Here is a 13,981-nt window from a genome sequence, read left to right as displayed (position 1 = left end):
CAGGAAATGCCTGTCTGCTAGGTAAAGCAGCAGGCATTTTTCATGAGAAAGTACAGGAAATAGGTCAGAGCCAGCATGTCTGCGCTGCCGCCGGGGCTGATGTTTTTTTCTGTAAAACAGCGGTCTAAATCAGGTAAAATGTGCAGTTGCTGTTCATAGGAAGAAGCCTCCAGGAAAGCAGAAAGTTCGGTTCTGATTTTTAATGCAGTTTCATAGCTGCTGCGGATGATGAGGTTCGTATCTTCGGTGTGAGCTATGTAATGCAGGAGTACGAAAAGTCCGGAATCATTCAGTGAAAAACCGGATTTTCTGACATTCTCAAAGAGGGGCAGTCCTTCTGTTAAAAGGTGAGGGAATCCCTTGCAGGCCTCTCCTCTTATGCCCGTAATGTTATGAAGCAGGTAGAGTTTTTCACCGTTGGATTTGGGCGCAAGGGGATTGATGTGGTCATAATCCCGAAGCAAATCTGTAAGCATAAAGCGGCAGATATTGCCCAGAAGAGCGGGAAAATCCGGGGCGCAAAAATCTGTGGCATGAAAAGCTTTTGCATAGCCTGCTGCAGCGCAGAGAATTCCGCCGGAAAAGATAATTCCTTTGTGTGTATTTACTCCTCCGGTGGCAGTCAGCATATGGTTTTCTGCCTGAACTCCCAGTGTGCGGAGCTTCTGGAAAAGCCTGGGGAGTTCTTCAGAAGTGCCGGAAAAGGTCAGTCCTTCTCTGGCGCAGGCTATGAAATAAGGGGTGAGGGCATAGGCGCTGCGGATAAACGTAGTCCGGCACATATCTTTGTGGGAACCGTTGTGCAGGCGGTCTACAAGCCCTGGTTTCAAAGCAGTGTTCACTTCATAAAACAGGGCTTTCTGCATCATAAGTCCAACATGAACAGACATGCGTTCACAATAAAAGCTGTCTATAAGTCGTACAGTGTGCTGTATCAGTTCTTCGGCGCTGTGGGTTCTGGAACGTCCGCAGAGGAAAGCGGGATTCTGACAAATCAGGCAGGTGCGTTCCGGAAATCCCAGTTCCCGGCGGGAGACTTTTGTGCCGTCAGGACGCAGTACATCCAAGTCAAAGAGCCGCCCCAGAGGGTGGTTTTCTTCCTGAAAAAGCAGATATTCTTTTATGCGTTCCGGTTCCAAATCCAGGGCAAAAATAGCTTCGTACCCGGTGTTTTCTTTCTGTTCTTTTTCTTCTAAAATCTTTCCACGAAGTATGAAAATTCCTTGGTGAATGAGGTCATATCCCAGTGTATACAGCCATTTGGTATAGGGGAATACCTTCACCGGACCGGCGATATTTAAGGTGAAGCTCAGCAGAGAACGGGGCCTTTTTTGCAGCATTTCCTGTTGAAGGTATGCGCGTTTTTCTCTTGCGTCTAAAATTTCGGGCAGGGTAATAGGGCGTCCTTTGGCCCATACGGAATGGTTCATGATAAGTCTCCTGTGGCTGCTAATTGTTGTTTTAAACGCTGTCCCTCCGGGGAAATCAGAAAGGCATAGGTGGTTTCAGGCACAAAGTTTTCCAGTTCTTTTAGGTCTTCCGGATTTTTGCTTAAAAACTTTTTCCGTACGAAAGTGGCGCTGATAATGGTATCCTGATATGCACATCTGGGGATTTCTGTTACTTCAATTCCATAAACGGGAAGCGTTTTTTTCATCTGTTCGTTGTAGGCTTTTGTGATGGCGGAAAAGGGTTCTTCTCCCACAAAACGCCGGGTGATATGAAAAGCTTCTTTGAAATAAGTTCCGAAAATCATCAGGTCCAGAAGGGCGGTTTTGTCAGAAACCGTGGCTTTATCCTTTAGAAAATAGTCGGGAAAAGTAGCGTGGGAAATCAGATATTCCGAACTTCCATGCACCTGTACATTAGGAAAATCTGTACAGCCTTCTTTTACCAGTTTCAGGCGGATATCTGCCGGGAATTCGGAGGAATCCGCAGACAGGACAAAGACATGCAGCAGGTCACACATAGCAGCCGCAGTCTTTACCAGATACCGGTGACCGTTGGTAAAAGGATTGGCATTCATGACAATGGCGCCAATCCTTTTACCTTCTTTGGCAGGGGAAAGAGCAGCTTCTCTGGTTACATATTCCCGGATTCCATCCCTGCGGTTCTCCATAAGCAGCATATCCTTTGTCTGAGTAATAGGGTAAAATCCCATGTCGGAAAACATCTGCAGATACATGGGTTTTGTGAACAAAAACAAGTGGGAAAGACCCTCTGCAGCAGCATTTTTTATAAGCTGGGTCATGAGGAGAGAGAGGCAGCCTTCCCCTTGAAATTTAGGATTAATGGCAATACATTTTAAAGTGTTTTTGTGGCGGGAACCACAGCCTGCCAGTTCTCCATCCTGGGTTTTTAACAGTACAGTGTATTGAATCTGTGTATCATAAGATAAATCATTTTGGGATAAAAAGACTTTCAGTTTTTCCAGTTTTCTTCCGTGAAACGGGAAACCTTCTTCTAAATAAAAATGTTCGGAATCCATGAGTGGGTCCTCCTTTTCCGAGTTGTGATAAAAACAGTGTAACATAGAAAGGCGGGGGTGGCAATGAGGGGAAAATGGAAATGGCACATTTTGAAAAAATAATTTCGATACAAAGAGAACAGCAGGAAACGATATATAAAAGTGTCCAAAATCATGATTTTTATAAATGTCAATAAATTTAAAGAATATAAGGGAATTGTATTTGACAGTTAAACATGTTCGAAATATAATTGTGTTTATAAAATGAAAGATTTACGAGTAGAAATGGAGGAATTCCTGTATGAGAAAAGAATTAAATATAAAACAAAAGCGGGTTATGATTTATTTTATTACTGCCGCAAAAGAATTGATTGAATCCGAAGGGGTGGAAAAATTGACTGTGCGGAAAGCAGCGGCAGCAGCAGGATATAACAGTGCTACTTTGTATAATTATTTTGAAGATATGGAAGAGTTAGTGATATTTGCCTCTATGGGATACTTAAAGCAATATATTGTAGATTTGGAAAATACGCTGGAAGATTCTATGAATGCACTGGAACGGTATAGGACAATCTATAAGGTTTTTGGAAAGACATGTTTAAAAAGACCGGAAATTTTTTATTATCTCTTTTATGGAAAGTATAAGAAGAAATTAAAGAATGTCATTTCAATATACTATGAACTTTTTCCGGATGAACTGGGACATCACGATGATGATATTATTAAAATGCTGACGCAGGGAGAAATTATGGAAAGGGACAGAGCCATCATGCCGTCTTTGGTGGAACAGGGATTTGTGGCAGAAGAAAACGTGAATCAAACGGTTGTTCTGATGACAAGAATGTTTCAGTCCTACTTATACGATGCTTGGCAGGGACATGATACCAGACAGATAGAGGAACAGATGAAACTGGTTATGGAAACTTTTGACTATATTATGGATAAGGCAGCGCCTCAAAAGTAGGTGAGGATATCAGGCACATAAAAGATATATATGTAGAAGGGAGCGGTATATATGGGTATGCAAAAACAAATAGAGGATTTATTACAGGACAGAGTGTTTGAGATTTTTTACGGCATCAGTCAGATTCCCAGACAGAGTTTTCATGAGGAGCAAATTAGCAGATATCTGGTGGAATGGGCCCAGAAAAGGGGATTATTCGTTGTGAGAGACAAACACAATAATGTACTGATACGAAAAGCCGCTTCTAAGGCAATGGAAAAAGAAGAGGGACTTATTTTACAGGCACATATGGATATGGTTTGTGAAAAAGCTCTAGCATCCACGCATGATTTTTCTAAAGACCCTATTCCCTGGAACATAGAAGGAGATTATCTGACAACAGGAGGAGAAACTACGCTGGGGGCAGATGATGGAATTGGTATGGCGTTGGCCATGGCGTTGTTGGAAGAGGAAGATTTGTCAGGAGCAGCAGGGTTTGACACCAGCCTTTTGCAGGGAACCAGGATGATTAATTTGGATAATGCCAAAGATAACGAAATTCTGTGTGGAAGCTGTGGGGGAGAGGCTGTAGAAGTGAAAATACCTTTAAACAGAGAGGAAAAGAAAGAGGGATGGAAACTTTTTGAACTTTGCATTACTGGATTAAAAGGCGGTCATTCGGGAGAAGACATACATAGAGGGCATGGAAACGCAAATAAGTTTTTGGCAAGAGTACTGTTAGAATTGGAAAAGGTGACAGAACTAAAAATTGCCAGGATAAAAGGTGGTACGTTTCGTCTGGCCATTCCGAGAGAAGCGAGTCTGGTGCTGGCATTGCCCCAAGATAAGGAAGAGGAGGCAAGGGAAAAGTGTGGACAGGTGTATAAAAACTTAAAGGAAGAGTATCTAAGTGCAGCAGAAAAGCTGGAAATAAAAATGTGTCCATATAACGGGCAGATAACAGAAGTTCATGATGCGGAAAAAATTATCCATATGATAATGTTTTCACCAGACAATATTTTTGAGATGAACAGTGATATGGAAAATCTGGTAAGCAGTTCAGATAACATGGGAGAATTGTATCTGACAGACGGTATGCTTCACATTGTATATGAAATTCGTGCTGCCCGAAATTCTGCCAGAGATTATATTGCACAGGTTATTGAACGTCTGGCTGAAATGATGGGAGGAAGTTCTCAGGTACATTCTGCTTATCCCGGTTGGGATTATCATGCAAACTCTGTACTTCGGAAGTTTGCAGTGAAAGTGTTTATAGAACAAAATGGACAGAAACCAATATCCCGCTGTGTACATGCCGGCTTAGAATGTGGCTGCTTTTTTGAAACTATGCCGGAATTGGATGCTATTTCTATAGGACCAAATTGCGAAGGACTTCATTCCCCTCAAGAAAAGTTAAGCATTTCTTCTACGAAAAAAATGTACAAAATTTTAAAAAAGATTATAGAAGAAATGTACAAATGACATAAACACGATTGACAAATAAACGTGTCTATGCTATGGTTTAGTGTAGTAAAACGATAGTGAGTGACAATGAAGAAGGGAGTTCGATTTTATATCAGGAGGTGCAGCAATGGAAAAGAAAAAGAAGAACATTCAAATGAAGGCATTGAATCCTATGGTATTGCTGGCAATTATTATTATTGTCTGTGCAATTGCTACATATCTGGTACCGGCGGGGCAGTATGACAGAGTTTTGGATCCAGTTACGGAAAGGGAGATTGTAGACCCGAATACGTTCCACTATGTAGAGCAGAATCCGGTAGGTCTGTTTCCTCTTTTTAAGTCTGTGACTTTGGGACTGCAAAGAGCAAGCTATGTTATTTTCTTTCTCTTTATCATAGGTGGAATGTTTCAGATTATGGAGGCTACGGGCGCTATTCACAATGGAATGACGCTGGTGGTAAAGAAAATGGCGGGGAAAGAACTGTTGATGATTCCTGTGTGTATGATGGTTTTTGGGTGTGGTTCTGCCTTTGCTGGAAACTTTGAAGAGTTTCTGGCTTTTGTTCCTTTGGTGTTGGCCGTATGTCTGGCTATGGGATTTGATTCTCTGGTAGCGTTGGGGATTATTTTCTGTTCCGCAGCTTCTGGTTATGCAGGGGCTATGACAAATGCGTTTACTGTAGGTGTGGCTCAGGGAATTGCCGGATTGCCTATGTTTTCCGGAATCGGATTCAGAGCCTGCGTATTTTTGGCACTGATGGCGGTGAGTATTACTTATGTGACCTTGTATGCAAGAAAAATAAAGAAAAATCCACAGGCAAGTCTGGTGTACGAATTCGATAAAGGGAAAGAATCCGATATCGACCTGACAGAAGAGGTGAAACTGACTTTTCGACAGAAACTGGTGCTGCTGACCTTTTTAGGGGTTATGATAGCTATGGTAGTTGGTATAGTGAAGTTTGGATTTTACATAGACGAATTGGCAGCACTATTTTTGATTGCCGGTATTCTGGCTGGTCTTTTTGGGGGATTGAAACCAGGACAGATTGCAGAGGAATTCCTAAAAGGTTGCGGAAATCTGCTCTTTGCGGGTGTTATGATTGGACTTTGCAATGCAGCGCTGATTGTTTTGGAAGACGCTAATATCATGGATACCATTATTCACGCGCTGGCTGGGCTTCTGGATGGTCTGCCGCCGACATTAAGTGCCTGCGGAATGTTTGTGGTACAGGATTTGTTTAATGTATTAGTTCCTTCCGGTTCCGGACAGGCAGCAATTACAATGCCTCTTATGGCACCATTGGCAGATTTGATTGGACTGACAAGGCAGACTTCAGTACTGGCTTTTCAGTTGGGAGATGCCTTTACTAATGTTATGGCACCTACGGGGGGAGAACTTTTGGCAGCTTGTGCAATGGCAAAAATTCCATGGGGCAAGTGGGCAAAATGGCTGGTACCGCTGTTCCTGTTGTGGTGGGTAGTAGCATTTGCGGCATTGATTATAGCAGTACAGATTGGGTATGGACCGTTTTAAAAAACATATAGTATAAAAAGCAGAAAACCAGAGAAAACCACAGTACCAGGCGTTCTCTGGTTTTCTGTTTGTGTTACAGTAAAAATTTTTCTCTTATGCAGAGGGGAAAAGCGAGTTGAGGAAAAAGTGGGAGTATGCTATCATTAGAAGTATGTCAAGCGTTAGTGGCTGAGCAAATAGAAGAACAAACGAAATTTACCATACAGGATTATTTATAAAAGCAAAACATTATTTCAAGGGGGGACAAGGACCATGGGCAATTATTTCATCGTAAGAAAAAAAGCAGAATTTCAGACTTCACGCTGGTCAGGAGGAAGTACAACACAACTGTATCTGTATCCGGAAGACAGCAGTTACAGCGAAGGAAATTTTCAATGCCGTATCAGCAGTGCTGCAGTAGAAGTGGACAAGTCGGATTTTACCAGTCTGCCGGGGGTAAAGAGATACCTCAGTATCTTTGAGGGAAATCTGGAGATGGTTCACGGAGAGGCAGACAGGGTGTGTTTGCAGCCTTATGAGGTAGACTGCTTTGACGGCGGTGTACCTACCGTGAGTTTCGGAAGGGTGACGGACTTTAATTTGATGTTGAAAAATGGTGCAGAGGGGAAAATGGAAACGGCACGTTTAAAAGCAGGGGAAAGTCTGAAATTAGAGCCGAAAGCAGGAGAAAATCTGCTGGCCGTGTATGTGAGGTGCGGAAAGGCAGAAGCAGCGGACTGCAAAGCAGAAGAAGGAGAACTTCTTTTGTGTAAGGATTGGAAAGAGAGTGTTGTGTTGGTAAATAGCGGCAAGGAAGAAACAGGATTGGGGATTTGCAGAGTGCGGGTGTAGATAGACGAAATGAGATGATTGGTGCTCGTGGCAATATAATTAGAGCACAATATAAATGAGAAAAGACTGTTATATTTGGGTATGATTTTCTGAATATCCGATATAACAGTCTTTTTTTGTGTGAATATGTCTGGTAAATAGTTGAAAATATAAGGGGAAATTGCTACAATGAACAAATGAAAAGGGGAAGAAGGAGAAACGGAAGATGAGAAAGCCGCATAGTATTAAAAAGACAGTTCTTTTTTTTGATTTTTTGATAGTTGTTCCACTGTTTATTTTGTTTTCTATTCTGACAATAGCGGCTTTCAGAAATAGCAATTATGAATGGAATCGGAGTAAACTGGCATCAGTGGAGGAAAGGTGCAGTAATATTGCAGACAGAAATACAGAGATTATAAAGATAACAAATATGTTATATCTGGATTCAGAAATAAACCATATTTTATCAGAGAAGCAGCAACTTACAGGGTATGAGGCGACTCAGGCTCAAGGTAAAATTCAAGGGAAAATGAGGGAACTGACAGAATTATTTCCGGAGAGACAGTATCAGATTATGATATTGTGCAGCAATGGAAACAGTTATTTTCAAAACTCGTTAGAATTTACAGGTGATAGACCGACTTTTGAAAAGATTGTGGAGGAAAGTTGGTATTCAGAAATGGGGCAGGGCAATGATACCATTTATTTTTTGCCGCAATATAGAAGTCCTTTACTGCAAAATAACTTTCAAGAGGATACGCTATTTGCAGTTCGTAATATCCGTAATCTGAACAGTGGAAGGAAAATAGGGACTATGATTGTAGCCGTTTCTCACAATATTTGGGGAGATGATACGATTGAAACCGGAGAGAATGCAGAAAATACAATTGTTATGGACCAGTATAGGAAAATTATCTATGCCTCAGATAAAATACTCTATGGGAATGCCATCGAAGATAATTCTTATTACAAAAAAATCACAGAAAATGAAAAGGGATTTTTTCTTGGTCATGTAAAGGGACAAAATTGTCATATTCGATTTAGCAGTATTGAGCAAACTGGGTGGAAATTAATCAGTTATGAACCATATCAGAGCAGCTGGTCTTTTTATGTGGGATTGATTTTAGGACTTGGTGCAGCTATGTTTCTTGTTCTTACATTTATAGTGCTTTATAATTGCAGCTTTATAGCGGGAAGAATGAAGCAGTTGAACAAAAATATTGTTGAAGTTTCGGAAGGAAATTTAAAGGCAAAAATTTTGGAGAATTATGAGGCTGAGTTTCAGGATATATATCGGAATTTTAATACTATGTTGGACAAGATACAGGAGCTTATGCAGCAGTTGGAAAAAGAACAGGAGGAAAAACATACCCTGGAAATACAGGCTTTACAGGCACAGATTAATCCTCATTTTTTTTATAATACGTTGGTTACGATTCGTTTTATGATACAGATGGAGGAATATCAAGAGGCAGATAAAGCGATTTTATCCTTTTCAAAACTGCTGAGAAAAGCTTTTGCGAATCAGCAGAGATTGATTTCTATAAAAGAAGAAATTGATATGACGGAAGAGTATCTGACGTTGATGTCATTGAGGTATAAAGATAAATTTCAGTGGAAAACCATCATAGATTATGAGACTGGGGAACTGGGAATATTGAAAAATCTGATTCAGCCTCTGGTAGAAAACAGTATTTCACATGGCTTTAATATGAAAACCGAAAAGGGACATATTTGGATTCGTGCATATTCCAGAGAACAGAAAGTTGTTGTTGAAGTGGAAGATGATGGAGTAGGTGTGGACCTAGAAAGAATCAAAAAATGCATTGAAAGCCGGGAAATTCCCAAAGTGAAAGAACAGTTCAGCGGAATTGGGATTTCTAATATACAAATGAGAATAAAAAGAAATTTTGGCGAAGAATACGGCTTGCACGCCTTTCTTAATGAAAATGGAGGCGTGACTTTTAAAATGGAGATACCAGTATTGCATTTGGGAGGGGAAGAAACGTGAAAATTGTAATTGCAGATGATGAAGAAATTATTTTGAAATGGATGAAGAAAAATGTGGAATTGCTATTTCCGGAACATGAGGTCGCAGCAATATGTATAAATGGGAAACAGGCTTTGGATTGCTGCCGGGAATTTATGCCGGATATATTGTTTACGGATATACGTATGCCGGTAATGGATGGTATGGAGCTGCTAAAGCAGTTAAAAACAGAAGGAAAGCTGCCCTATACTATTATATTAAGTGCTTATGATGATTTTTCCTATGCAAGGGAAGCTCTGAAACTGGGGGTTAAGGAATTTTTATTAAAATCAGAAATAGTAAAAGAAGAGTTGGAAAACTGTATTCAAAGAGCTGAAGAGGTCTTGAAAAATATAGAGAATCAAGCAGATATACAGGCGGAGAAGAAAGGAGAGGTAAAAGAATTTCTGGAGAATTTTCTAAGAGATGACGTAAGAATTACTCCGGAAATATTGTTGGATTGGGAACGATTATGGGGAGGAAATTACTTTACTATTATGCTTTTGAGAAATGCAAATAAGACATTAAATATGAATCGAGTAGAGGAAATTACTGATTTTTTCTTTCAAGAAAAAAAGCAGAAGGTTTTTTGTGTATTGCGAAAAGACAGTGAGGCATTGCTTCTTGCAGAAGTGGGGGAATCTGAAATAGAGAAGCTGTCTTTGGGAATATTTGAGACCTTTATATCTTTTGGTAACAGCTGTATATCTTTAAATGCAGGAGAAATCGGAAAAGACTGCGAGGATTTAAAAAAGATATACAAACAAGCAGAAAAAGCGGCTGATTATCAGCAATTTTACGAAAAAACAGGGGTGCTGAATTATGCTTGTGTTAAAGAAACGGGGAAAGAAGGGCAGATTTGGGAGGTCAGGTTTAAGGGAGAAGAGGAAATATGGATGGAACACGATTATGACAGGGCATTGGAAAATATGCAGGAGATATTCGATATGTTCCGAAAAGAGATGCCGGATATGGCGTTAGTCAGACATCTGTTGTTAGATTTTATCTTGAATATTTATTGGAATCACTTGGACGAGACACAGAGAAAAAAGTTTTCTATAGATGAATTTATTTTAATCAGCCATTGCAAAAGTATACGGGAATTGGAACACAGGGTATTGGTGTATATGAAGCAGTTTGTAGAAGTACTGAAGGCTTCCCGTCCTGTTTATAGTGAAGCGGTCTGTAAGGTTATACAGTATATTGAAGAGAACTACAGAGAAAATATTTCCCTGGAGGAACTTGCGAAGCACGTCCATATGAATAAAAGCTATCTTTCACATTTATTTAAGAAAGAAACAGAAAAAAATATCTATACCTATTTATTAGATTTTCGCATGGAAAAAGCAAAGAAGTTGTTAATAGAAACAAAACAAAGTGTTTATCAGACTGGATGTCTGGTTGGGATTCCGGATTCTGCTTATTTCAGTAAGGTTTTTAAAAAGAATACAGGAATGACGCCATTGGAATTCAGAAAAACAACATAGGGAGTCAAAAAGTCCGGAATATTGGAAACCGGACTTTTTTGTTGTGCAAAAAGACAAAGATTTTACAAGGAAAACAAAATAAAAAACAAAATAATGTGCTATACAGAAGGAAATAGTGCAAAGTGGGAAAAAAGTGATAGAAAAAGTAAATATATGACAGGATTACATATATAAATTGCATAGATAAAAATTGGGTATTGTGTATAATAAACATAGAATTTAGCAAGAGAATTAAGGAGGAAATAAAAAACTATGAAAAAGAAATGGAAAGTTGTTTTAAGCACTTTACTGACGGGAACTGTTTTGATGTCCGCAGCAGCATGTTCTGGTGGGAATGAAGATTTGGTTGCTGAGAAAGGCGGAGGTTCTAAAGGAGACAAACAGAAACTGGTATTTTTACGAGCGGGAACAGAGGATTACAAAAAAGAAGCATTTATGAAAATGATAGAAGGTTTTGAAAAAGAACATCCAGAGTATGAAGTAGAATATCAGGAAGCCCCATGGGGAGATGATTTTGAGACAAAGCTAAACACAGGATTTGCCTCAGGAACAGCTGCAGATGTAATTCATTATTCTTTATCTTCTATCGGCGCCAGAGTGCCAATGGGACAGTATGAGTGCCTTGATGATTATGTAGCGGACTGGGGCGATATGGCAGACTTTTATGACAGCGTTATCGAATCTGGTAGCATTGGAGGAAAAGTGTATGGAATTCCTTATACACCGGATGCCCGTATGTTTGCGATTAATACAGAGCTGTTTGAAAAGGCGGGGTTGAACCCGGATAATCCACCTTCTACATGGGAGGAACTGAAAGAAGCTCATGAGAAACTTCTAGTAAAAGATAAATCGGGAAATGTTACACAGTGCGGATTTGGACTTCCCACCAGCGGTGCAAACATCAATCAGTATTTGCAAATCTTTGCAATGCAAAATGGGGTTGAGAATCTGGTGGATGAGTCAAACGATAAAATTTTATTCAATGAACCGGAAGCAGTAGGGGCTTTGAATTTTATGAAAGAATTAAAGGATATTGGGCTGGTGGAATGGGATAATACACAGTCTGACCAGAATCCGTTTCATAATGGAACAGCAGCCATGACAATACTCAATGAGAATGAATTTAATAGTATTAATACCGGAGATTTAGAAGGAAAAATTAAAATGGTACCAATGTTTTCGGAAGAAAACAGTGCTACTTTCTGTGGTATGCACTTTATGTTCATGAATGCGAACTCAAAACAGAAAGAAGGTGCATGGGAATTGATGAAATATATGTGCAGTGAAAATTCTATGAATTTGTGGATGGATACGGTAGGAGCTGCGCCGGTTAGAAGTTCTCTTGAAAAGCCTTATCTTGAAAAAAATCCGGAAAACGGACCTAGAATTATGGAAGCTATTGAGAATGGAAAAGGTACGCCTAAAGTGCCTTATTTTAACAGTGTCCTTACATATGTGGATGATGCTATGGAGCAGGTATACTATGACCAGAGCAACGCAAAAACAGCTTTAAATGAGGCTGCAGAGAAGGTTCAGGAGGAAATTGACAACCAGTAAGGAGGTGCGTTATGGCGAAACAGGGAGTTTACGGAAACAGAAAGAGTGATAAAGAAGCCTATTTAATGATTTTGCCGGCCTATCTGATTTTTGCTGTGTTTATTTTGATTCCCGTTGGAATGGTTTTATATTATAGTCTCACGGACTTCAATATGTATGCAATTCCTGAGTTTTTGGGAGTGAAAAACTATGTGAAGCTTTTTTCTGATACGGAATTTCTGACGGCAGTGAAAAATACGCTGTTTTATACGGCAGTTACGTTGACAATACAGTTGGCAATCGGACTATTGCTGGCGGTTTTGCTTTACCGGAAGTCAAGGGCGGTTCCTGTTTTCAGGACTGCTTTGTATCTTCCCAATATTATGTCCATGGTTTGTGTTTCTATGGTATGGCTGTGGCTGTATAATCCTAATTTCGGACTTTTCAACAGGCTTCTGGAATTTATAGGAGTTACGCCTCAGAAATGGCTTATTAATCCGGAGCAGGCAATGCTGTGTGTGATTCTGGTAGGAATCTGGAAAAACTGCGGTTATTCTATGGTGATTTTTCTAGGTGGGCTTACAGGTATACCAGAATCTCTGTACGAAGCGGCAGAACTGGATGGAGCAGGTCCTATTCGCAGATTTTTGAATATTACATGGCCCATGCTGAGACCAACGACCTTTTTTCTGCTAGTGACCGGAATTGTAAACAGTTTTGCAGTTTTTGAGCAGGTTAATATTCTCACCAGCGGTGGTCCGCTGAATCGCACTACCACGGTGGTTCATCAGATATACCGCAGAGGATTTCTGGAATTTAAAATGGGATATGCCAGTGCAATGGCTGTGTTGCTATTGGGATTTTCTCTTATCGTCACAATGTTGGTATTTAAATTTGGGAATAAAGGTCAGGATATAGATGTTTCATAGGAGGAAAGAGATGAAAAAGAAAAAATGGACAAAGGGAATCTGGTTGGTTTGTATGGGGGGAGTTTCTTTTATTATGATACTTCCTATTGTAATGATGATTTCTACCTCCTTTAAAACTACAGGAGAAATTAATTCTGCGGTTTTTCATTTCCTGCCGGGAACTTTTGACTTTAACAATTATAAAGAAGCATTATACACAGGAAACTGGAGTGTTTATTTTCGGAATTCTTTGGTGATTACCATAACGAGCATTGCGTTTTCACTGTTGTTTAATTCCATAGCGGGATATGCTTTTGCCAGACTACAGTTTCGTGGCTCAAAAATTTTGTTTACGTTGCTTTTGGTAGGGCTGATGATGCCGCCGCAGGTTACTATGCTGCCGACTTTTTTGATTATGGCTAAATTTCCTCTTGCAGGAGGAAATAACCTTATGGGATTTGGCGGTTCCGGATTGATGAATACGTTGCCGGGAATTATTATTCCATTGGTATCCGGTTCTTTTGGCATCTTTTTGTGTAAACAGTTTTATGAAAATTTTCCGCGTTCTCTGGATGAAGCGGCAATGATTGATGGAGCAAGTAAATGGAGAACCTATTTTTCTATTTACATTCCAAATTCTAAAGTGATTCTGGCTACGCTGGCACTTTTAAAGGGGTCAGCGGTATGGAATGATTACCTGTGGCCACTGGTTATGACGAATTCAGAAAGTATGCGTACAGTCCAGTTGCTTGAGTTTCCGCAAACTGTAATTCAAAAATGAATATGTCTGCCCAAAGTGCCAA

General features: G+C 40.0%; 11 protein-coding genes. 9 read left to right on the top strand and 2 right to left on the bottom strand.

The genetic code is table 11. The annotated features are described in order from the left end of the window. Positions 1-17: 17 nt before the first annotated feature. Together citX and citC are read right to left on the bottom strand one after the other, a co-directional pair. Positions 18-1,430 carry a citrate lyase holo-[acyl-carrier protein] synthase gene (gene citX / locus G5A70_RS12260; protein WP_173749924.1) on the bottom strand — a complete coding sequence of 471 codons (1,413 nt, stop codon included), beginning with the start codon at positions 1,428-1,430 and terminating at the stop codon, positions 18-20. Further along, a complete protein-coding gene (gene citC, locus G5A70_RS12255; RefSeq protein WP_173749923.1) occupies positions 1,427-2,488 on the bottom strand; it encodes a [citrate (pro-3S)-lyase] ligase in 1,062 nt (353 codons plus the stop codon). The genes citX and citC overlap by 4 nt, the downstream gene beginning before the upstream one ends. 280 nt (positions 2,489-2,768) lie before the next feature. Here citC and G5A70_RS12250 point away from each other — a divergent pair, with 280 nt between their 5' ends. From G5A70_RS12250 to G5A70_RS12210, 9 genes are all read left to right on the top strand, one after another. After that, positions 2,769-3,431 (top strand): TetR/AcrR family transcriptional regulator, encoded by a 663-nt coding sequence (locus tag G5A70_RS12250; protein WP_173749922.1) that lies wholly within the window; start codon positions 2,769-2,771, stop codon positions 3,429-3,431. A gap of 51 nt (positions 3,432-3,482) precedes the next feature. Then, positions 3,483-4,892 (top strand): beta-Ala-His dipeptidase, encoded by a 1,410-nt coding sequence (gene pepD, locus G5A70_RS12245; protein WP_173749921.1) that lies wholly within the window; start codon positions 3,483-3,485, stop codon positions 4,890-4,892. A 109-nt stretch (positions 4,893-5,001) separates the two neighbouring features. Beyond that, positions 5,002-6,408, top strand: coding sequence for a YfcC family protein (locus G5A70_RS12240; RefSeq protein WP_173749920.1), 1,407 nt, complete (start codon positions 5,002-5,004; stop codon positions 6,406-6,408). Between the two features lie 252 nt (positions 6,409-6,660). Beyond that, positions 6,661-7,239 carry a HutD family protein gene (locus G5A70_RS12235; protein WP_173749919.1) on the top strand — a complete coding sequence of 193 codons (579 nt, stop codon included), beginning with the start codon at positions 6,661-6,663 and terminating at the stop codon, positions 7,237-7,239. Between the two features lie 205 nt (positions 7,240-7,444). Next, positions 7,445-9,229, top strand: coding sequence for a sensor histidine kinase (locus G5A70_RS12230; RefSeq protein ID WP_173749918.1), 1,785 nt, complete (start codon positions 7,445-7,447; stop codon positions 9,227-9,229). Beyond that, the gene (locus G5A70_RS16035) at positions 9,226-10,734 is read left to right on the top strand and encodes a helix-turn-helix domain-containing protein (RefSeq protein ID WP_173749917.1); all 1,509 of its coding nucleotides are present in this window, start codon (positions 9,226-9,228) and stop codon (positions 10,732-10,734) included. The genes G5A70_RS12230 and G5A70_RS16035 overlap by 4 nt, the downstream gene beginning before the upstream one ends. Before the next feature lie 252 nt (positions 10,735-10,986). Beyond that, positions 10,987-12,291: an ABC transporter substrate-binding protein gene (locus G5A70_RS12220; RefSeq protein WP_173749916.1), complete on the top strand. Its 1,305-nt coding sequence runs from the start codon at positions 10,987-10,989 to the stop codon at positions 12,289-12,291. Positions 12,292-12,302: 11 nt separating this feature from the next. Continuing rightward, a complete protein-coding gene (locus G5A70_RS12215; protein ID WP_173749915.1) occupies positions 12,303-13,199 on the top strand; it encodes a carbohydrate ABC transporter permease in 897 nt (298 codons plus the stop codon). A gap of 10 nt (positions 13,200-13,209) precedes the next feature. Beyond that, positions 13,210-13,959 (top strand): carbohydrate ABC transporter permease, encoded by a 750-nt coding sequence (locus G5A70_RS12210; RefSeq protein ID WP_173749914.1) that lies wholly within the window; start codon positions 13,210-13,212, stop codon positions 13,957-13,959. The last annotated feature ends 22 nt before the right edge of the window (positions 13,960-13,981 follow it).

The sequence above is a fragment of the Blautia hansenii genome, from assembly GCF_013304445.1.
Taxonomy (GTDB): Bacteria; Bacillota; Clostridia; order Lachnospirales; family Lachnospiraceae; genus Blautia.
The sequence above is the reverse complement of the archived record's forward strand: the minus strand, read 5'-3'. Positions and strand labels throughout refer to the sequence as shown.

Bases quoted from the DNA above. Each gene is read 5' to 3' on its own strand.
- citX (WP_173749924.1), bottom strand. From the start codon at position 1,430: ATGAACCATTCCGTATGGGCCAAAGGACGCCCTATTACCCTGCCCGAA.
- citC (WP_173749923.1), bottom strand. From the start codon at position 2,488: ATGGATTCCGAACATTTTTATTTAGAAGAAGGTTTCCCGTTTCACGGA.
- G5A70_RS12250 (WP_173749922.1), top strand. From the start codon at position 2,769: ATGAGAAAAGAATTAAATATAAAACAAAAGCGGGTTATGATTTATTTT.
- pepD (WP_173749921.1), top strand. From the start codon at position 3,483: ATGGGTATGCAAAAACAAATAGAGGATTTATTACAGGACAGAGTGTTT.
- G5A70_RS12240 (WP_173749920.1), top strand. From the start codon at position 5,002: ATGGAAAAGAAAAAGAAGAACATTCAAATGAAGGCATTGAATCCTATG.
- G5A70_RS12235 (WP_173749919.1), top strand. From the start codon at position 6,661: ATGGGCAATTATTTCATCGTAAGAAAAAAAGCAGAATTTCAGACTTCA.
- G5A70_RS12230 (WP_173749918.1), top strand. From the start codon at position 7,445: ATGAGAAAGCCGCATAGTATTAAAAAGACAGTTCTTTTTTTTGATTTT.
- G5A70_RS12220 (WP_173749916.1), top strand. From the start codon at position 10,987: ATGAAAAAGAAATGGAAAGTTGTTTTAAGCACTTTACTGACGGGAACT.
- G5A70_RS12215 (WP_173749915.1), top strand. From the start codon at position 12,303: ATGGCGAAACAGGGAGTTTACGGAAACAGAAAGAGTGATAAAGAAGCC.
- G5A70_RS12210 (WP_173749914.1), top strand. From the start codon at position 13,210: ATGAAAAAGAAAAAATGGACAAAGGGAATCTGGTTGGTTTGTATGGGG.